Below are 19,468 nucleotides of genomic sequence, written 5' to 3'. Positions count from 1 at the left end.
ACATCGGATCGACCCGACAACTCGACTCGAACGAATGGGACGGGTCGATCCGTGTCGACCCGACGCCCCTGCCTCGGCATCGACACCACGAATGTCACCGGCCAAGGCGCTGGGCGTTTTGCCGCAGGCGGATCGGATCTGCATACTGCGGTCCGAACATAGACTGATGACTGATGACTGATGACCGTACTGCCATAGCGGACACGTTTGAGCGATGCCTTCGAGATCTGCGTATCTCGGTCACCGACCGCTGCAACTTTCGTTGCACGTATTGCATGCCGAAGGAGATCTTCAATCGGGAGTGGGAGTTTCTCAGCCGGGATCTCCTGCTCAGCCTCGAGGAGATCGAGCGGTTGGTGCGGATCTTCGCCGGACTCGGGGTTCGCAAGGTTCGTATCACCGGTGGCGAACCGCTACTGCGGAGGAATCTGGGTCATCTGATTGCCGGCCTGAGTGCGATCGATGGAATCGATGATCTCACCCTGACGACAAACGGGGCTCTCTTGGCCCAGCATGCGGCCGACTTGAAGGACGCCGGTCTCGATCGGGTGTCCGTCAGTCTCGATTCGCTGGATGACACCGTGTTCCGTGCGATGAATGACGTCGACTTTCCTGTCGCCAGGGTTCTGGACGGGATCAACGTCGCAGCAGAGGTCGGACTGGGACCGGTGAAGATCAACGCCGTGATCCAACGTGGTATCAACGATCATACGATCGTCGACATGGCACGAGAGTTCCGGGGCACGGGTCACATCCTGCGGTTCATCGAGTACATGGACGTGGGAGGCACGAACGGCTGGCGTCTCGATGACGTGGTACCCGCCGGCGAGATCATCGAGACGGTCGATGCGGTCTATCCAATCGAAGCGCTGGCGCCGCGTTACCCGGGAGAGGTCGCCAGGCGCTTTCGCTACGTCGACGGTGGTGGTGAGATCGGGGTGATCGCTTCCGTCACGATGCCGTTTTGTGGCTCGTGCACGAGGGTTCGGGTCTCGGCCGACGGGTCGCTGTACACATGCCTGTTCGCGACGACTGGTCGTGATCTGCGGTCCCCACTGCGGTCCGGCGCGTCCGATGACGAGATCTCGGCGCAGATCACACGTCTATGGGAGCGCCGTGATGACCGATACTCGGAACTCCGCTCGTCGCGGACCTCGGACCTGCCCAGAGTGGAGATGAGCTATATCGGGGGATAGGCCAGGCTTCGCCTGCCCGTGCTTCGTATCCGGTACCCGGCGTGGGAGTGGGCAACCGGGGCGAGTGTCCCTGCCGGCTGCTATCCGGGGGGCCCGTACCGGGCCAGGCCTTCGGTCAGTGCCCCGGAAGTGTCGACGCTGAACCAGGAGCGCCCATCCTCGTCCCACGCGCGCCACTCCGATTCTTCGACCCGGCGATGTGCCAGCCGGTCGAGGAGCGACTGGATCGAGCCGCCGGATTCGACCTCGTCGATCGTCTCGGATGCCCAGGAGGCCGGATAGACGGCGCAGGTCACCTGCCTGGCTCCATCGATCGGTACCACTGCCTCGTTCGAAGCCAGGTCGAGCAGCCTCTGCATCGTCTGGGATCGAAGGAAGGGTTGGTCCACTGCAACCAGTAGGACGGCCTGGCCGTGCGCCGACCCGAGCGCAGTCACGAGGCCGGCGAGCGGGCCACGAACGCGCGTCTGTGTGTCCGGCACACATCGCAGGCCATCGAGATCCTCGCGGCCGACGACGATCGTCGTGTCACACACGCGGTGGAGTGCTGCGGCAACCCATTCGACCATGGGGCGTCCGGCCACGTCGACGAGTGCCTTGTCGGTTCCCATGCGTCGTGACATTCCGCCGGCGAGGATGACTCCGAGTGCCATGGGGCGACGTTACCAAAGCAGCGGCCCCCGGCAATCCGGGGGCCGCAATTGTCGATGTTGGCGAGGGTCTCTAGCTGGTCGGGAACGTCTGCATGTACTTGATCAGGTCGAGAAGCTGCTCGATGCTCAAGCCGCTCTCGATCCCGGTCGGCATACCGGTTCCGGGCTGGCCGAACATGATCTTGTGCGAACCTTCCCACGGGTTGTCGACCATGACCGTCCCCACATACTCGGGTTCGGCGTCGTCACCGAAGTTGATCTGCGTGCCGTCCGCACCGTGGCACGCCGCGCATCCTGCGTCGTAGAGCTTCTTCCCTTCGGCGGCATCGCCTGCCGTGGGTGTCTTCGTGGCCGGATCGAACAGCGTCGACTTGTCGAACATGCCGTTGGTGATGAACACGGCGAGTGCGTGCAGCTGGTCATGGGACAGATACGGCGAGAAGTCGTGATTCGGGTCGTTCTTGCCGGAGATCTGGGCAACGATCTGTTCGCTGGTCCAGTCTCGTGCATCCCAGACTCCGGGGAATCCGGTCGCGTGGGAACCGGAGGCATAGACACCGTCGGCACCCTTGTAGTCCCAGCCGTGGCACTCTTTGCAGCGCCAGGTATCGGCGCCGCTACGGGTGTTCGTGGACTGGTTTGCCCACAGCGGCATGTCGCCGTCGGGCGCGTCCACGCCCGCGACTTTGAACCACTTGTCGTAGAGTCTGCCGCCCAACGCTATTGCGCTCAGATCCTCCCCGGTCTTCTCGGTGGGGAACGTCTGGGCATGGCCAATGACGTCGATCATGTCCTGGATGGTCCAGTCGCCGTTCAGCGCCGCCGGCATCGCCGCGCCCGGCTGGCCGACGCGAATCTTGTGAAGCGCTTCCCACGGGTTGTCCGATGCGACGGTACCCACGAACTCGGGCTCTTCGTCAGAACCGAAATTGATCGTCGTGCCGTCCGCACCGTGACAGGCCGCACAGGCACTGTCGAAGAGTCCGTCGCCTCGGTCGGGATCGGCCCCGATGAGGGTCTTGTCGGCGTTGATGTACTTCGACGTGTCCACGAGGCCCTGTTGGACGAACGTGATCAAGTCCTCCAGGGCTGCGTCGCCCATCACGGAGAAATCGTGATCCCCCGTCGTGAGGATGGCCTTCAAATCGTCATACGACTTGGACCGCGCATCCCAGATTCCGGGGAATCCGGTCGCGTGGGAACCGGAGGCATAGACACCCTCGGCGCCCTTGTAGTCCCAGCCGTGGCACTCTTTGCAGCGCCAGGTGGCGGCTCCGGATCGGGTATTCGTACTCTGGGTTGCCCACAGTGGCATGTCGCCGGATGGCTCGTCGATACCGAGGGCTTTCCACCACTTGTCGTACAAGAGGCCGCCTTTGACGACATCTCCTTGGGCGACCTTCATGGCGGTTGTCGTGGTGGCGGCTTTCGTCGTTGTCGTCGTCTGTACCGGTGTCGTGGTCGTTGTCGTCTCGGCTGTACTCGAACAGGCGGCAGCGACAAGTGTGAACACAAACAGCACGGCGAAAAGGCGGGTCCGTCTCATGATCCCTCCGATCATTATTCCCTCGACCCCGTTATCGCCTAGGGATTGGTGGATCTTATCAATAAGGATCCTCGTGTCATAGTATTCGAGTTCGCTGATGATCCGTTGCGCGGTAGGCTCGGATGGCCGGCTCGAATCTGCGAGTTCCCGAGCGCTCGAAGACGACAGCCAGAGGTACGGTCAGACACGGGGATATGATGCACGCGTTCACGAGAGGGAGAGAACCGATGGTCCGCTTGATGTTGCTCGCATCCACGGTGGAAGTTCTCTTCGAGTGCAACGGTGCGGTGCATCGAGAGGCCGGTGGCTTCGGGTCCCGTCGGGTAGTTTCACAGCCCTCGTCCGCTCGGAAGGATTCGTGGTCATGGTCGTGAAACCGGGTCACGAATCGTTCACCTGGAAAGGCGCGTATGCGCGCGCCTTCGTCCTGTTCTTCTCCTTCTTCCTCATGACCGTGTGGTTGCCTTCGGTGCTGTTCAAGGTGGCCCCGATCTCCGGCGCCCCGAGAGCCGTCCAGGACATTGTGGTCTCGGGGGTCTGGTTTACGGCGCTGGCGGTCGGTATGGTGGCGCTTCGCCACCTGCAGAAGGCGCAGAAGATATGACGATCGGGCCCCTCCAGTTCTACGACGAGAACATCCCGTGTCTGGCCGCATGCCCCGTTCACACGAACGCAGGCGCATACGTGGCCGCCATCGCGGACGGTGAGGACGAGTTCGCCTATTTGACCGCCCGGTTGCCGAACCCATTTGCCTCGGTCTGCGGTCGTGTGTGCGCTGCACCATGCGAAGACGAGTGTCGCCGGGGGGAGATCGACCGGCCGATCGCCATTCGGGCGTTGAAGAGGTTCGTCACCGAGAGGTACGGGGTCGAAGCAGGCAGCGACATGTACAAGGAAGTGGCTGGAGCACCACTCGTCGATCTCCCCTACAGCGTGGGGATCGTAGGTGGTGGGCCGACAGGGCTGTCGGCGGCGCACGACCTGCGACGTCTCGGCTACAAGGTGACGGTGTATGAAGCGACGGGAGTTCTCGGCGGGATGATGGTTCTCGGCATTCCCGAATATCGCCTCGATCGAAGCCTGCTCGCGGCGGAGATCCGTGCAATCGTCGACATGGGTGTCGAGGTGCAGCTGAATACGAGACTCGGTGCCGATGTCACGCTGGATCAACTACGAGAGCGTCACGACGCCGTCTTCTTGTCGTTCGGCGCGTTCTTGGGACGCGGTCTCGACATCCCCGGAGGCGACGCAGATGGCGTCTTGAAGGCCGTCGAGTTCCTCCTCAACGCCAATCAAGGTTTTGAGGTGGACATCGGCGAGAAGGTGATCGTCATCGGCGGCGGCGACGTGGCGATGGATGCCGCACGGACTGCGTTGCGGCGCGACGCCTACGAGACCAAGGCTCTGGAAAGCCGGTTCGAACAGGTGGAAGAGACGGCCGCTATCACCGAAGCTCTCGACGTTGCCCGCACCGCGGCTCGAGCCGGAGCGACACACGTGAAGGTCATCTCGCTCGAATCGGTCGAGGAGTTGCCTGCCTCGGAGTTCGAGCTCGAAGAGGCCGTGAATGAGAACATCGCGTTCGTGCACCGTCGCGGGCCCGCTCGCATCCTGACGGACACTCGTGGCCGCGTTACCGGACTCGAAACGATTGGTGTGCTGTCGGTGTTCGACGAGAACGGGAGATTCGCGCCAAAGTTCGACCACGATGATGTTCAACTGCACGAGGCGGACACGATCATCCTGGCCATCGGTCAGTCGGTCGATGTCGAGGCGCTCGGCGCCGACGGTCCGCAGGTCTCCCCCCGCAGGACGATCCAGATCGATCCCGACACCCTCGAGACGTCGATACCCATGGTGTGGGCCGGTGGCGACGCCGCAAAAGGGCCCCGAACACTGATCCTCGGTATCGCCGACGGTCGGATCGCCGCGGCGCAGATCCACAAGGCGTTCGGTGGCGAGATCCAGGAGCAACAGAGAGGCCAGATGGTCCGGCTGGAGCAGTTTCACCGTCTCGATGACATCTACGACCGTATCGGGCGCATCGATGTCCCCACGACTCCGACCGATCGTCGCATCGGCCTGACGGAGGTCGAGACAGGGTTCACCGAGGAGATGGCTCGGTGTGAGGCCAAACGATGCCTACGCTGTTTTGCCAACATCCTCCTCGACGCCAGTGAGTGCGTGCTGTGCGCGCTGTGCGCCGACGTGTGTCCGATCGATGTGATCTCGCTCGTTCCGGCAGAGGAGGTTGGGGCCGGTCCGGCAGGGTCGACGGCGCTGATGTTCGACGAGCGTGCATGCATTCGGTGCGCGCTTTGTATCGAGCGGTGCCCGACGGACGCCCTGTCCATGGGATTGTGGACGGGAGTGGGGGTGCCAAAAGTGGGAGTGCAAGTATGAATCTGATGAAACAAGTGAGAGAGTCCACGATCGGGCGCTCCATCTGGAGGACTCCCGACCGCGTGACGGAGCGCGACCGTGCCGCCGGCCACTGGGCGAGCTTCTTGTTGCACATCTACCCCGTGAAGATGAGGAGGAAGGAGATCGGCTTCCGCTACTCGTGGTATCTGGGTGTTGCAGCTCTGGTCCTCTTCGGCTCACTCGTGCTGTCGGGCATCTATCTGATGTTCTTCTATGTGCCGTCTCCGGCGTCGGCGTACCTCGATATTCTGCGCATCCAGACGAGTATTCCGTTCGGGCAATACGTGCGTAACGTTCACCGCTGGTCTGCCCACCTGATGGTGCTCATCGTGGCAATCCACATGGCCCGGGTGTTCTATCGCGGTGCGTACAAGAAGCCGAAGGAGTTCAACTGGGTCATCGGAGTCGTCCTGCTCGTCATCACATTGCTGCTCTCGTTCACGGGCTATCTGCTTCCCTGGGATCAGTTGGCGTATTGGGCGGTGACGGTCGGAAGCTCGATGGCAGGTTTCGTGCCGGTGCTGGGAGGCCTCATCGAGAAGATCCTGTTGGGCGGTTCCGAAGTCGGCTCTTCCACCCTGCTCCGCTTCTACGTGCTGCATGTCGCCGTGCTGCCGACGGTGCTGGTGATCGTGGTGACGTTCCATCTCTGGCGTTGGAGGAAGGACTCGATGTTGACGCAGTCGACCGACGAGGAGCGTGCCGAAGAGGACGTCGCAGCGGTGGGGAGGTGACCATGGACGACCAGGAACCGAAGGTGATCAAGGGGCATCGTGTCCTTGGCGTGGTACCCGGCATCCCGCCCGGTGGGAAGCGGAAGGTGTTGTCGGAGGAGGATCCGGTGATGGTGTGGCCACATCTGCTCGTGCGTCATGCCGTGACGGCTCTGGTCGTCGTTGCAGTCGTCGTGCTTCTTGCGGTCGTGTTCAATGCTCCGCTGCGGGAGATCGCCAATCCGAACTTGACCCCGAACCCCGAGAAGGCCCCTTGGTACTTTGCAGCCTTGCAGGAACTCCTGTCGCATTTCCATCCGCTGGTGGCGGGAGTCCTCTTGCCGGGCGCGATCGTGCTCGGCTTGGCCGCGTTGCCGTACATCGACCGGAACCCTCACCTTCAGCCAAGATTCCGTAAGGTGGCCGTCGCCACGTTCACGATCTTCATGGTCGTCTGGATCCTGCTCACGCTGATCGGGTTCATGTTCAGAGGTCCCGACTGGGGTTGGGTCTGGCCGTGGAAGGATTGGTACGGAGAGCTATGAGCAAGATCAACCGAAGAGAGCTGCTGGCCAGAGGCTGGAAATGGGGTTTCGGTCTCGTTGGTGTTGCCGGTGCCTGGACAAGCTGGGACATGTTCAAGCCGGGCGAGACCTCCGGTTTCGGGGGAATGGTGAAAGCAGGCCCCGTCGCCGACGTCCCGACCGTGGATGTCGCCGAGTTGCCGGCCATTCGTGGGTATGTGGCCGAAATCGAGGGCGAGACCGTGGCACTCTCGTGGAAATGTCCACACCTGGGATGCCGGGTGCCGTGGTGCGATTCGTCTGGCGAGTTCGAGTGCCCATGCCATGGCTCGAAGTTCAACCGACTTGGAGAGTGGCGGGAGGGCCCTGCTCCCCGAGGCATGGATCGCTACGCGGTGGAGATCGTCGACGGCATCGTTCAAGTGGACACGGGTTTGGTGACTCTCGGGCCTCCACGCGGCCCCGAGACGATCGATGAACCGCTGCGTGGCCCAAACTGCGGGGGGACAGAAAGTGCCTGAACGACCACCAGATCCGAAGATGGATGAATCTACGAACAGGTGGATGCTGTGGGGTGTCGGTCTGCTGGTGCTCCTCGTGCTGGCGTTTGTCGCCTACAGGCTGGTCGAACCGAACAGGCGCGCGGAGGCAAAAGCGCAGCATGTCGCCAATCTGATTGCCACCGGTGATGAACTCTTCGTGCAGAACTGCGCTGCCTGCCATGGCCAGAACGCCACCGGGGGGATCGGTCCTGCACTCAATTCGAAGCAGTTTCTCGGCTCGGTGTCAGACGAGCAGATTCGCTCGCTCGTCTCGGTCGGTATTCCGGGGACGCAGATGAGTGCCTACCTGCAGGACTTCAACGGTCCGTTCACCCTCGAACAGATCAATGCCTTGTCCTCCTACCTGCGCTCGCTGGAAAAGGGCGCACCCGATCGTCCGAACTGGCGGGAGCCACTGGCGGCACCGTCCGCCACCGGAGGCGGTACCACGACCACCGTTGGAGCAGCCGGACCGGATGGCAAGGCGATCTACACGGCGAAGTGTGCTGCCTGTCATGGCGCGAATCTGGAGGGTGGTGTCGGTAAGGCTCTCGATGCGAACTCGCCTGCGGCCGGTGATCCCGACGAGGAACTACTCGGGACGATCGAGAACGGTGTGGCGGGCACGGCCATGCCGGCGTGGAGCGGCTCTCCGATGAGGAGATCCGGGCGGTCCTGGACTACATCCGATCCGTCCAGAACGGCTGAGAGCGCCAGGGTTTGTCTTCCCCTCAGGGGGATGTGGGCTCGGCGAGGAACGAGCCGAAGTGATGGGGATGTCTTCGATCCGACTCGGTTTCTCCCGATCTGCGTTGGAGGAAGCAAGGACCTGAGGCGGTGTTGGCCCCACAAACCCGTGTTGCGTGATAGGTTTCGACCTGCCAAGGGGAGGAATCCATGAGACGCATGGTCATTGTCATTGCAGTGTTGGCGCTGCTGGTAGCAGCGTGTTCGAGCGGCGGGTCGACCGCCACGACGGCGCCTTCGAGCGGCGTCGATGGCAAGGCGATCTACACGGCGAAGTGTGCCGCCTGTCATGGCGCGAATCTGGAGGGTGGTGTCGGTAAGGCTCTCGATGCGAACTCGCCTGCGGCCGGTGATCCCGACGCAGAACTACTTGGAGCCATCGAGAACGGTGTGGCGGGCACGGCCATGCCGGCGTTCTCCGATGAGGAGATCCGGGCGGTCCTGGACTACATCCGATCCGTCCAGAACGGCTGAGAGCGCCAGGGTTTGTCTTCCCCTCAGGGGGAAGTGCCGAGTGCCGGCGAGGCGGTGGGGTGTTCCCGCGACCTCGAACCCGATGAGGGCGTGAGCGCGATCATATGGTTCGCACTACGCGCGTAGTGCTAATAGGCTGATGCTTTCAGCGATGGAGGCGTCGTCCTATGGCCGGATTCCTGGTGATGCTCCGTGAAGGAGTCGAAGCAGCCCTGATCGTCGCGATCCTGCTTGCCTATCTCGTGCGGTCGAAGCAATACCGGGGGGTGCGTTGGGTTTGGTCCGGGACCGCTGCCGCAGCGGGTGTGTCACTGGTCGCGGGTGCAGTGATCTTCCGGACGATCGGATCGCTCGAAGGTCGTGCGGAACAGATTGCGGAAGGGGCTGTGGCACTCGCCGCAGTAGGACTGCTGACATGGATGATCTTCTGGATGGGGAGCAGGGCGCATCTACTCAAGGCGCACCTCGAGAACGAAGCCGGGTCCGTTCTCGCCTCCGGCGGCATGCTTGGCCTCGCGGCGGTTGCGTTCGTGGCGGTGCTGCGAGAGGGGCTTGAATCGGCACTGTTCATGATTTCGGTTGCGGTGGGAGTCGAGGCTCAGGGTGTTCAATTCGTCGGCGGGTTGTTCGGTCTGATCGTTGCGGTCGGCATCGGATATCTCGTGTATCGAGGAGGCCGCCGGATCGATCTGCGCCTCTTCTTCCGGATTACGGGGACTCTGATCGTCGTCGTGGCCGCCGGTCTGATCGGCAAGGGGATCCACGAGTTTCAGGAGGCCGGCTTTCTGCCGGTGGTCGTCGAGCACGTGTGGACGCTCGGGTTTCTCGACCCTTCCACGAGCCTGTTCGGCAGCTTCGCCAAGGCACTTTTCGGCATCTCGTACAACCCGTCTTTACTGACGCTCGGCGGCTACTGGGCATACCTGATCCCGGTGCTCGTCGCTTTCTTGAAGATGACGGGCCGCCGTCCTGTGCCTGCGCCGGCGGTATGACTCACGGCGTGCGCGCCACCCACACGGTCCAGGCGAGGTGGGCACGTAGACGCTCGTAGTCGTTGTGCATCCACGCTCGGGCCATGGCTCTGTGGTCTGCGGCCGGATCCTCGGGATGTCTGGCGGCGTAGGCCTCGGCAGACTCGATGACGAGGTCGTGGTAGGTCTTCCATGCTTGCGGGTCCGGGACGATCTGTTCGACCGGTTGAAGTCCGATACTCCGCAACGTTGCGAGCTGTTCGTCCTCGGTGGGCGAGGCCGCCTCAGGGGCGTTGCCGAGAGCTTCGCGAGCGTGTGGCGTCGCGAGTCGAAGGTCTCCAATGGCGATCCGACCGCCGGATGTGGCCCTGGCCGCGAGGGAAGATACCGTACCGGCGAAGCCATCCCAGATCCACGAAGCGCCGAGACAGGTCACGATCTCCCAGTCCGGCACTTCGGGAACTTCGGCGGCGTCCCCGAGCCACCAGGCAATCGCCGTCGAGTGTGTTGTGGCTCGTCGCAGCGCCCACGGGGAGAGATCCACCCCGGTTCCCCCGATGGCGGCGCGCCGGGAAAGGCGTCTGAGGAGTTCGCCGTGGCCGCATGCGAGGTCGAGCGCCTGGTCTCCGTCTCGAGGATCGAGAACATCGACGAGGCGGTCGAGATCCTCTGAGGACATCGGGTTGCAGATCGAATGGAGATGGTGCAACGCCTCGAACGGATAGAAGCGCGTCCATGCGCCTTCGATGTTCGTGCCGGGCAGGACGACGGTTCCTCTGGGAAGTGGAGGATGTTCCACGCGGCGCAGTATGGCGATCTCCGGTTGGGGATGTCGACTCGAGCACACAGGCTCGCTTCGTTCCCCTTATTCGCTACTCCGGTGCCTGGTATTCCGTATCGCGACCTTAGGTCGGCGTTGGGCCGCGGGCCGGAGGTACCGCAGGGGCGCGCCGGGGCGGGGGAGAACACGTCCCATTGCTCAACGGTCTGCCCGGTGCCTCAGCCTGTGGCGACCAACAGTGGCACCTTCACCTCTCGCTCATCCAAGCCGCCGTGGTAGCCGACCATCCGCTTGTCCATCCCGCTGGGCAGGAGCACATGGTCACGATCGGGGACCAACGCTCCCACGGGGGAGCGGCGTCGTAGATCGCCATGGGGGTGTTCGTGTCCCCACCAGGCCCGGAGTGTCTCGATCGGCACCCATGTCGCCGGCACCGTCGCAGCGAGTTCCTCCGCCGACGGTGCCGGGCCACGCACGAGTACGCCGCGCGGATCGCCGTAGTACTGCAGGCCCTCAGGCCGTCGCAGCTGGACTTTGGCGCTCTCGGGATAGTCGACGAGGCCATGGTCGGCGATTCCGATCATCACCGTGTCTGCGGGCAGCCGGGCAGCGATGCTGCTCCACACACCATCGGCGACCTGCATCGCCTCCGTGTACTCGCCCGATGCGAGCCCGTGGACGTGTGCCGCAACGTCGACGTTGGGAACATAGGTGACGATGAGCCGTTTCCGACCGGCGGCGAGTTGCACGCTTGCGTCGATGAGTTCCTGGTGGCTCCATGCAGGCTCGAACCGGCATCCGCGATACAGGGCACGGCTGAGTGGACTGGACTCGAAGGCACCGGGCTGCACGGTGATCGGCTCGATGCCGGCCATGGTGAGACGTTCCCACAGGTTCGGGCTCGGTAGCACGCTCCTCGTGTCGAATGCCACGGGGTTTCCGCCAAGGGTCTTCCACTTGAGCGTGTTGACGACCGCGCCGCGCATGAACAACTGGTGGGCGATGAGTCCATGGCGGACCGGCGTGAAGCCCGTCACGAGCGATGCGAGGTTGACGCTCGTGGTCGTGGGGAACACCGCGTCGATGGCGTCGACCCGAGATGCTCGCAGGGTGGCGGCCGCAGGATGGTCGAGTTGATGATCGCCGAGCCCGTCGAAGAGCACGATCACGTAGGTTCCCGCTTCGGGGATCAGTGTCGAGAGCGAGGAGTGCATCGGCGTCGCGGCGGTGGCGCCGGTGAGTCGTAGCTCCAGCTCTGCGGAGAGGTTGGCGAGGGAACCACCGGCGTAGTCGGGGATGAGCATCGAGGTGCAGAGTAGCTGTGCAATCGGCGGCGGCTGCTTTCGGTGATTGGAGGCGGGGGGTTTTGCGGGGGCACTTTGGCGTCGATTGCCGCACGGTGGCGGCGGAGCCGAACCTCAACAGATCCTCGGCAGCTGCTCCCCACTCAGCATGTCCACGACTCGGCTACCGCCGACACTGCTTCGAAGGAACACGCGGCCAGGATGCTCCGCGGTCACCTCGCCGATCACTGCAGCATCCCTTCCCAGGGGGTGGGTCTGCATTGCGGCAAGTACGGCCCCGGCGGCATCCGGTGCGACGATGGCGATCAGTTTGCCCTCGTTGGCAACGTAGAGAGGGTCGAACCCGAGAATCTCGCAGGCACCCCGAACTTCATCCAGGATCGGGATGGTCGACTCGACGAGTCGAATCCCGCGTCGGGCGCTCCCGGCGATCTCGTTGGTTGCGCTTGCCAGGCCGCCCCGAGTCGGGTCTCGCAGGACGTGAACACGGGACCCGCCTGCTCCGAGGATCGCCTCCACGAGGCCGTTGAGTGACGCCGAATCACTCCCGATGCGCGTCTCGAACTCGAGGCCTTCCCGGACCGACATGACGGCGATGCCGTGCTCGGCGATACGACCCGAGATCAATACGACATCCCCTGGCTCGGCACGCACCGGAGAGACTTCGATCCCTTCTGGTACGACGCCGACCCCGGTCGTATTGATGTAGATGCCGTCGCCCTTGCCTCGGTCGACGACCTTGGTGTCCCCGGTCACGATCGTGACTCCGGCACCGTCTGCCGCGGTCCTCATCGACGAGACGATGCGCCACAGATCATCCATGGGAAGGCCTTCTTCGAGGATGAACGCGACGGTGAGGAATCGTGGGGTTGCGCCGCACATGGCGACGTCGTTCACGGTGCCGTGGACGGCGAGCGAACCGATGTCGCCTCCAGGAAAGAAGAGCGGGCTGATCACGAAAGAATCCGTCGAGACGGCGATCCGGTTCATTTCCATGTCGAGCACGGCGCCATCATGAAGCTGGTTCAGGACCGGGTTCCCGAACGTCGGCACGAACATCCGCTCGATCAGCATCTGCGACAGTGAGCCGCCCCCGCCGTGGGCAAGGAGCACATGCGGGTAGTCGGTGATGGGAATCGGGCACACTCCGAGCCCGGAGACATCCATGGTCAGACCCTCCCGTATTGGTAGTAGGCCGCGCAGGCACCTTCAGACGAGACCATGGGCGCACCCACAGGGTGTTCCGGTGTGCAGTCGGTCCCGAACACCGGGCAGTCGTTTGGTTTGCGAAGGCCACGCATGATCTCGCCGGCAATGCAGATCTCCGACTCGGAGGCCGTCACCGTCTCCACGTCGAATCGGAGTGTGGCATCGAACGCCGCGTACTCGGGGTTCAGACCGAACCCGCTCAGAGGGATGATCCCGATGCCCCTCCACGGTCGGTCACAGGGCCGGAATACTTCTCGCAACATCGCCTGGGCGGGGACGTTGCCTTCCTTGACGACAGCCCTCGCGTACTGGTTTTCGACGCCCACACGCCCTTCTTCGAGCATGCGTACCGCCATGTAGATGCCCTGGAGGAGGTCGAGCGGTTCGAACCCGGTCACGACGATCGGGACTTTGTACCGTTCTGCGATCGGTTCGTATTCCCAATAGCCCATCACCGCGCAGACGTGTCCGGCAGCCAGGAACCCCTGCACCAGGTTGTCGGGGGAGCCGAGGATCGCTTCCATCGCCGGCGGCACGAGGACATGGGAGGACAGGATCGAGAAGTTCGTGAGTTCGAGCGCTCGCGCATGCCGTACCGCCATGGCGTTGGCCGGGGCGGTCGTCTCGAATCCGACTGCGAAGAACACGACGTGTCGGTCCGGATACCGCTGGGCAAGCCTCACGGCGTCCAGTGGTGAGTACACCATTCGCACATCGCCGCCTTCCGCCTTCACGGCCAGCAGATCCGTGTCGGAACCGGGCACGCGCAGCATGTCGCCGAAGGATGTGAAGATCACTTCGGGACGTCTGGCGATGGCGATCGCCTTGTCGATCATCTCCAAAGGTGTGACGCACACGGGACAGCCGGGGCCGTGGACGAGGGTTATCTCGTCGGGAAGCATGTTGTCGATTCCGAACTTGATCAACGTGTGGGTTTGCCCTCCACAGATCTCCATGATCGTCCACGGTCGGGTGGTCGCATCACGGATGGCGGCAAAGAGTTGCCGCGCGGAGGCTTCGCTACGGTACTCGTCGACGTACTTCACAGTCCGATCTCGGGAATCTCGAGTTCGCCCAGGTCACCCATCTGGTCGAGGAACCGGAACACTTCCTGAGCCTCGGTCTCGTCGATTCTGCTGATGGCGAATCCGACGTGGACGATCACATAGTCGTCGATCTTCACCTCGGGGATGTAGGCGAGGCAAACGTCCTTGATGATCCCTGCGAAGCTGACTTTCCCCATGGTCATCCCCGTATCGTTGGGGGTGATTTCGAGCACCTTGCCGGGGACGCCTAGGCACATGTGGGCCACTCCATCCTGCCGTTGTCCGAAGGATCGCGTTTCTGGGTGTCTTCGTCACACCTGATGCGCCGTGAGCCAAGGGAGTCGTACGGCTTTGTCCTCATGCGGGGCTCCAGGACTTCAGGGCGATTTCGGGAGCAGCTCGGATCACGAGGCCGTCGAGGCCGCACTTGGGACACGGATCGAGCTTCGCTCCTTCGTATTCGATGCCACACGTGAAGCACTGCATCGTATCGAGGGCCTTCTCGACGACGAGGTCGGCCGTCTCGGCCGTCGTTCCGATGACCGTCGACTGCCATGCCGTCGTCACGATCAGAGGGTCTATCTCCGGACCGACGGTAATGACCACACGCCCCACGCGTCCGCCGCCGGCACGTTCGACGACTTCGGCGGCGACGCCGGCGATCAGACCTTGCTCATGCATCGACTCCCCATTCCGTCAAGACCCCCAACGCCTCTTCGATCATGCCGGCGAGCGCCTCATCTGCTTCGGCGCTCAGTCCGTATCCGGTTTCGAGGGAGAAGGGGACCATGCCCACGGCCGTCAGGCGGGCGGGCGCCTGGCCCACGAGGCGTGCAGCGGCGATCGTCTCGCCGATCCCGAACTGATGCGCGGAGAACAGCATCTGGACCGGCCGGTCCAGTTCGTTCTCCTGGAGTTTGACGACTGTGCCCGGTGATCCTTCCGCCATGATCACCGCATCCAGGATCAGCACGGCGTCGCGCCCTTCCAACTCGGGGAGGAGGGCGATGCCCAGGGTGCCGCCATCGAGCACGTCCACACCATGCAGCTGCATGGCCTCGATACGGCGGGCCGCATGTATGCCGAGACCTTCGTCGGTGAAGAGTTCATTCCCAAGTCCAAGAACCAGGATCGGTGCCCGATCGGTCACAGGCGATCGATCGGCAGTCGTTTGTAGCCGGTGAAGATCGATGAAACCAAGCCCGACTTCTCTTCGATATCGACCAGCACCGCCGAGTAGACGTGGTGGATGACGAAGCCGATCGTCAGCCACATGATCAGATGGTGGACGAGGCGGACCGTCTGGATCGCAAACAGACTGAAGACCCAACCGGTGGTCGACCACAGCACCCCCTGAGGATTGGCCAATGCGGCCAGGGCAAGGCCGGTGATGATCTGCACGACGAACATGACGAAGACGACCAGGTAGGTGACTCCCGCCAAAGGGTTGTGCCCTGCTGCCGGGGGCGGCTCTTTCCTGAGGAACAGGTAGTACCCGAGAGTCTTCCACAGCCAGACGCGCCGCTCGCGGTGAACAGGCACGAGTTGATCCCAGCGTGACCACCGGTTGCCGATGAACGACCAGATGATGCGACAGATGATGGCCACACTGAACACCCACGCCGAGGCAAGGTGGATGGAGCGTATCAGACCCATCACGAACCCTGGTTCGCTGCCGACGAGGATGTACGGGTTGCCGATGTAGTAGCCGGTGCCGGCCAGCACCAGTACCGCGGCGACAACCGTCCAGTGCAGCACGCGTACCGGCAGTTCCCACACCCGGATGGTCACGATTCCCGGAGTGCGCTCGACCGTCGGGTCTTGGAGCACTTCGCGTACACGGGCTTCCTTCGTCTTCATGACACCCGCACCTCCACCAAGGGGTTGCCGTCCGTGTCGATCAGGTGTGCTGCGCATGCCATGCAAGGATCGAAGGAGTGGATCGTCCGCAGAATCTCCAGTGGCTGGGTCTCGATTGCCACGGGAGTACCCACGAGTGCGGCCTCGTAGGCACCGGGGTTTCCCTTCGCGTCCCGAGGACTTCCGTTCCACGTGGAGGGAACAACGATCTGGTAGTGCTCGATACGCTTGTCCTTGATCGTGATCCAATGCGACAGCGAGCCTCGGGGGGCTTCATGCATGCCGAAGCCCTGGGCCGCGTCCGGCCATGTCTTCGGGTCCCAGCGCTCACCGTTATGTGTGCGGTAATCTCCGGTCGAGATGTTGGCGATCAGCTGATCGAGCTCTTCCAGGGAGCGCTCCGCAAGAAGCAGTGTCTCCACGCCGCGCGCCGCCGTCCGTCCGAGCGTGCTGAAGAGGACTTCGGGCCCTACACCGAGTGTGTCCAAGACGTATCCGACGATCTCCTGGACCCGTGTGTGGCCGGAGGCGAACGCAACCAACATGCGCGCCAAAGGACCGACCTCCATGGCGGTGTCGTCGTACCGGGGAGCCTTCAGCCAGGAGTACTTCGAGTCGGTGTCGAGGAACTCGTAGGGCGGCTGCGGACCGGTGAAGTTGGGCACCGTCTCTCCGTTGAACGGCGCGAGAGGCGTGGCGTCACCGGAAGAGTACGAGTACCAGGAGTGCGTTACGTACTCGGCGATCCTGGTCGGATCCAGCGGGTGGACCTGGGAGAGGTCCCCGCCGAGAATCACGCCTCGCGGCAGGTACATCGTGTCCGGTTCCTTCGCGGGATTGTTGGTCCCGGTCGGGAATTCGCCGAAGGACATGTAGTTCCCGAGCCCCCGGCCGATGGAAGCCCAGTCCTTGTAGAACGACGCAACCGCGAGCAGGTCGGGGATGTATGCCTGCTGGACGAAGGCAAGTCCCCGTTTCAGCAGCTTGCGCAGTTCTGCGAGCAAGCCTGCGTTGATCGCCGCCTGCGAGTCGGGATCGATGGGCGTTGCCATTCCACCCACGAGGTACGTCTGCGGGTGGGGGTTCTTGCCTCCAAGCAGGGCATGGATGCGGATGTAATCCCGCTGGAACTCGAGCGCATCGAGATAGTGGCTGACTGCCATCAGGTTCGCTTCGGGAGGAAGCTTGTAGGCGGGGTGGCCCCAGTATCCTCCCGCGAAAGGACCGAGTTGTCCTCCCTCGACGAATGCGGCGAGCCTGTTCTTCACCTGTCGAAACACGCCCACGCTCGAGCGCGGATAGTCGGAGATGGAGCCGGCCAGCTCGGCCGTCGCCTGTGGGTCCGCATCCAGCGCAGACACGATGTCCACCCAGTCGAGAGCGTGCAAGTGGTAGAAGTGCACGACATGGTCCTGGACGAACTGGCTGAGGGCGATCAGGTTCCTGATCCTCTGGGCGTTGGGCGGAGGGACGATGTCCAAGGCGTTCTCGACCGTACGAACCGATGCCAGCGCATGAACGGTCGTGCACACGCCACAGATGCGCTGCGTGAAGTACCAGGCGTCCCGAGGATCGCGGCCTTCGAGAATCGTCTCGATGCCGCGCCACATGGTCGCGGAGGACCAGGCCTGCGTGATTGCACCATCGGCGACCTCTGCTTCGATGCGGAGGTGTCCCTCGATGCGAGTGATTGGATCGACCACGATTGTTGCCATCATTCGCTCCCGTCCGTGTCATCTTCCATGGAGCCGGGAGCGGGACCTTCCGAGCCGAGACCCGCCCGTCTCTGAATCGCCTTGGCGATGCCGTGGGCGCCGAACCCGACGGCGGTGGCTGCGGCGATTCCCAGCCCGATCTTGTCTGCGGTGGCTTCCGCTCCGAAACCGGTGACCTTGGGAAGCCGGACGTAGAAGTCGGTCATGGTGTCCCAGAAGTCGGGCTCGGAGCATCCGACGCACCCATGCCCTGAACCGACCGGCCAGCTCGTCGCCTCGTTCCAGCGGATGATGGGGCAGTTGTGGAACGTGGAGGGGCCTTTGCAGCCCATTTTGTAGAGACACCAGCCCCTCTTGTGCCCGGCGTCGCCCCATTCGAGGACGAACTGGCCCGCGTCGAAGTGTGCCCGGCGTTCGCAGGCGTCGTGTATCCGGGTCCCGTACGCGAAGAGGGGTCTGCCCTTCGAGTCGGTTGCCGGGAGCGAGCCGAACGTGAGGTAGTGGACGAGTGTGGCAGTGATGTTGTCCGCATTGGCCGGACAGCCGGGCAGGTTGATGATCGGGACTCCGCTCACCACCGAGGCCACGCCGACGGCGCGCGTGGGGTTGGGCGCAGCCTTGGGGAGGCCACCGTAGGCGGAGCATGTACCCACGTTGATGATCGCTGCGGCGCCGACCGCCGCCTCCTCGAGAATCTGGATGGCGGTCTTCCCACCGATCGTGCAGTAGACGCCGCCGTCGCCCATCGGCACCGACCCTTCGACGACGACGATGTAGCCGCCTTTGGCGATCGTGGCCTCCTTGGCCGCCTCCGCCTGAAACCCGGCAGCCGCCATGATCGTCTCGTGATAGTCGACAGAGAGCAGGTCGAGGATGAGATCGCCGACTCCCGGATTGCGCGAACGGAGAAACGACTCGGTATCCCCTGCACAGTCTTGGAATTCGAGCCAGATGATCGATGGTTTCTCCACCGACTCGAGTGCTCGTGCGACACGTTCGGTGAAGCGTGCAGGGAGCGCAAGCACGGCAGTCAAGGTTGCGCAGTACTTGAGAAATGTTCGGCGGTTTACGCCAAACTGCGCCAGACGGTCACCCAGTGCTCTTTCGCGCGTCTCCATGGCCGGCATGGTTCTCCCCTCCCTCTCGGCGTACGAATCGCCGGTCGTCGAACCTGAGATGCCGGGCCCTGAGCTACGGGCTCGTAGCCTCATAACCAGGGCCACTGGAAACTAACATAGCGGTTTGATGACCGCCGCGTCGGCTGAAGTAGACTCGAAATATGGATTTTGCATCACTCGTCGACTCGGTCCAGGCAACGTTCGAGGGGATCCATAGGCGGGTGTTCTTGGGCGATCCTTCGACGAACTCGAGGCTTCGTGTCGAAGTGGTCGAGGCGGCCGAGGTCGAAGGCATCGGCACCCTCATCCTCATCGCTCCATGGACGCTGATCGGCATGTTGTTCGCGGAAGATGAAGACTATCCGGGCGAACTCACCGTCGCCTCGAAGACCTACAAGGTTCTGAGGAACAGCATCGATGGGCTGGGAACCTATGGTGCCGTCAATCTCGTAGGAGACATCTTGACGTTTCAAACGCAGGAGCAGGCCCGCGTTGTGGCGCGTTCTCTGGCGGAGCCGTTTCGCGACGCCGTGCGGAGAGCCTACGAATCGGCGGAGGCGTCAGACCCGGACCGACGAAGGTTTCTCGGTCTTTAGTACCTCGACAGGCAACGTTCGGGGTGTCGATGGCAAGGCCGCACAACGA

General features: G+C 63.1%; 22 protein-coding genes. 10 read left to right on the top strand and 12 right to left on the bottom strand.

Annotated elements, in window-relative coordinates:
- Nucleotides 1–173 precede the first annotated feature (173 nt).
- Nucleotides 174–1,196 carry a GTP 3',8-cyclase MoaA gene (gene moaA, locus GXP34_10240; GenBank protein ID NOY56348.1) on the top strand — a complete coding sequence of 341 codons (1,023 nt, stop codon included), beginning with the start codon at nucleotides 174–176 and terminating at the stop codon, nucleotides 1,194–1,196.
- An 80-nt stretch (nucleotides 1,197–1,276) separates the two neighbouring features.
- Here moaA and GXP34_10235 read toward each other — a convergent pair whose 3' ends face one another.
- Both GXP34_10235 and GXP34_10230 read right to left on the bottom strand, forming a co-directional pair.
- Nucleotides 1,277–1,849, bottom strand: a complete 573-nt coding sequence (locus GXP34_10235; protein ID NOY56347.1) for a molybdenum cofactor guanylyltransferase — start codon at nucleotides 1,847–1,849, stop codon at nucleotides 1,277–1,279.
- A 70-nt stretch (nucleotides 1,850–1,919) separates the two neighbouring features.
- Nucleotides 1,920–3,395, bottom strand: a complete 1,476-nt coding sequence (locus GXP34_10230; protein NOY56346.1) for a c-type cytochrome — start codon at nucleotides 3,393–3,395, stop codon at nucleotides 1,920–1,922.
- A 364-nt stretch (nucleotides 3,396–3,759) separates the two neighbouring features.
- On the opposite strand from GXP34_10230, the gene GXP34_10225 reads away from it, so the two are divergent.
- The 8 genes from GXP34_10225 (at nucleotide 3,760) to GXP34_10190 (ending at nucleotide 9,811) form a co-directional block, all read left to right on the top strand.
- Nucleotides 3,760–3,999, top strand: a complete 240-nt coding sequence (locus GXP34_10225; protein NOY56345.1) for a hypothetical protein — start codon at nucleotides 3,760–3,762, stop codon at nucleotides 3,997–3,999.
- The gene (locus GXP34_10220; protein NOY56344.1) at nucleotides 3,996–5,798 is read left to right on the top strand and encodes an FAD-dependent oxidoreductase; all 1,803 of its coding nucleotides are present in this window, start codon (nucleotides 3,996–3,998) and stop codon (nucleotides 5,796–5,798) included. The genes GXP34_10225 and GXP34_10220 overlap by 4 nt, the downstream gene beginning before the upstream one ends.
- A 5-nt stretch (nucleotides 5,799–5,803) precedes the next feature.
- Nucleotides 5,804–6,553 (top strand): DUF4405 domain-containing protein, encoded by a 750-nt coding sequence (locus GXP34_10215; protein ID NOY56343.1) that lies wholly within the window; start codon nucleotides 5,804–5,806, stop codon nucleotides 6,551–6,553.
- Between the two features lie 2 nt (nucleotides 6,554–6,555).
- Nucleotides 6,556–7,077, top strand: coding sequence for a hypothetical protein (locus GXP34_10210; GenBank protein NOY56342.1), 522 nt, complete (start codon nucleotides 6,556–6,558; stop codon nucleotides 7,075–7,077).
- On the top strand, nucleotides 7,074–7,577 hold the full coding sequence (locus tag GXP34_10205; protein ID NOY56341.1) for a Rieske 2Fe-2S domain-containing protein: 504 nt from the start codon (nucleotides 7,074–7,076) through the stop codon (nucleotides 7,575–7,577). Before GXP34_10210 ends, GXP34_10205 begins: the two co-directional genes overlap by 4 nt.
- Nucleotides 7,578–7,596: 19 nt before the next feature.
- The gene (locus tag GXP34_10200) at nucleotides 7,597–8,499 is read left to right on the top strand and encodes a c-type cytochrome (protein ID NOY56340.1); all 903 of its coding nucleotides are present in this window, start codon (nucleotides 7,597–7,599) and stop codon (nucleotides 8,497–8,499) included.
- Nucleotides 8,496–8,819: a c-type cytochrome gene (locus tag GXP34_10195; protein NOY56339.1), complete on the top strand. Its 324-nt coding sequence runs from the start codon at nucleotides 8,496–8,498 to the stop codon at nucleotides 8,817–8,819. Before GXP34_10200 ends, GXP34_10195 begins: the two co-directional genes overlap by 4 nt.
- Before the next feature lie 167 nt (nucleotides 8,820–8,986).
- The gene (locus tag GXP34_10190; protein NOY56338.1) at nucleotides 8,987–9,811 is read left to right on the top strand and encodes an iron transporter; all 825 of its coding nucleotides are present in this window, start codon (nucleotides 8,987–8,989) and stop codon (nucleotides 9,809–9,811) included.
- Between the two features lies 1 nt (nucleotide 9,812).
- Here GXP34_10190 and GXP34_10185 read toward each other — a convergent pair whose 3' ends face one another.
- The 10 genes from GXP34_10185 to GXP34_10140 all read right to left on the bottom strand — a co-directional run bounded on the left by GXP34_10185 (nucleotide 9,813) and on the right by GXP34_10140 (nucleotide 18,832).
- Nucleotides 9,813–10,589 (bottom strand): methyltransferase domain-containing protein, encoded by a 777-nt coding sequence (locus GXP34_10185; GenBank protein ID NOY56337.1) that lies wholly within the window; start codon nucleotides 10,587–10,589, stop codon nucleotides 9,813–9,815.
- Nucleotides 10,590–10,789: 200 nt separating this feature from the next.
- Nucleotides 10,790–11,875 carry a hypothetical protein gene (locus tag GXP34_10180; GenBank protein ID NOY56336.1) on the bottom strand — a complete coding sequence of 362 codons (1,086 nt, stop codon included), beginning with the start codon at nucleotides 11,873–11,875 and terminating at the stop codon, nucleotides 10,790–10,792.
- A gap of 114 nt (nucleotides 11,876–11,989) precedes the next feature.
- Nucleotides 11,990–13,042 (bottom strand): hydrogenase expression/formation protein HypE, encoded by a 1,053-nt coding sequence (gene hypE, locus GXP34_10175; GenBank protein ID NOY56335.1) that lies wholly within the window; start codon nucleotides 13,040–13,042, stop codon nucleotides 11,990–11,992.
- Between the two features lie 2 nt (nucleotides 13,043–13,044).
- Nucleotides 13,045–14,130 (bottom strand): hydrogenase formation protein HypD, encoded by a 1,086-nt coding sequence (gene hypD / locus GXP34_10170; GenBank protein ID NOY56334.1) that lies wholly within the window; start codon nucleotides 14,128–14,130, stop codon nucleotides 13,045–13,047.
- Nucleotides 14,127–14,387 carry a HypC/HybG/HupF family hydrogenase formation chaperone gene (locus GXP34_10165; GenBank protein ID NOY56333.1) on the bottom strand — a complete coding sequence of 87 codons (261 nt, stop codon included), beginning with the start codon at nucleotides 14,385–14,387 and terminating at the stop codon, nucleotides 14,127–14,129. The genes hypD and GXP34_10165 overlap by 4 nt, the downstream gene beginning before the upstream one ends.
- A gap of 100 nt (nucleotides 14,388–14,487) precedes the next feature.
- Nucleotides 14,488–14,811, bottom strand: coding sequence for a hydrogenase maturation nickel metallochaperone HypA (locus tag GXP34_10160; protein NOY56332.1), 324 nt, complete (start codon nucleotides 14,809–14,811; stop codon nucleotides 14,488–14,490).
- Complete coding sequence (locus GXP34_10155; GenBank protein NOY56331.1) at nucleotides 14,804–15,280, bottom strand: hydrogenase maturation protease; 477 nt, start codon at nucleotides 15,278–15,280, stop codon at nucleotides 14,804–14,806. The genes GXP34_10160 and GXP34_10155 overlap by 8 nt, the downstream gene beginning before the upstream one ends.
- Nucleotides 15,277–15,990: a Ni/Fe-hydrogenase, b-type cytochrome subunit gene (cybH, locus tag GXP34_10150; protein NOY56330.1), complete on the bottom strand. Its 714-nt coding sequence runs from the start codon at nucleotides 15,988–15,990 to the stop codon at nucleotides 15,277–15,279. Before cybH ends, GXP34_10155 begins: the two co-directional genes overlap by 4 nt.
- Entirely contained in the window at nucleotides 15,987–17,705 is a 1,719-nt protein-coding gene (locus tag GXP34_10145; GenBank protein ID NOY56329.1) for a nickel-dependent hydrogenase large subunit, read from the bottom strand. Before GXP34_10145 ends, cybH begins: the two co-directional genes overlap by 4 nt.
- Complete coding sequence (locus tag GXP34_10140; GenBank protein ID NOY56328.1) at nucleotides 17,705–18,832, bottom strand: hydrogenase small subunit; 1,128 nt, start codon at nucleotides 18,830–18,832, stop codon at nucleotides 17,705–17,707. Before GXP34_10140 ends, GXP34_10145 begins: the two co-directional genes overlap by 1 nt.
- 152 nt (nucleotides 18,833–18,984) lie before the next feature.
- On the opposite strand from GXP34_10140, the gene hybE reads away from it, so the two are divergent.
- The gene (gene hybE / locus GXP34_10135) at nucleotides 18,985–19,419 is read left to right on the top strand and encodes a [NiFe]-hydrogenase assembly chaperone HybE (protein ID NOY56327.1); all 435 of its coding nucleotides are present in this window, start codon (nucleotides 18,985–18,987) and stop codon (nucleotides 19,417–19,419) included.
- Nucleotides 19,420–19,468 lie beyond the last annotated feature (49 nt).

The organism is Actinomycetota bacterium, from assembly GCA_013152275.1.
Classification (GTDB): domain Bacteria; phylum Actinomycetota; class Acidimicrobiia; order Spongiisociales; family UBA4744; genus BMS3Bbin01.
Note: the sequence above shows the minus strand (reverse complement) of the source record. Positions and strands in the feature narration are given on the sequence as shown.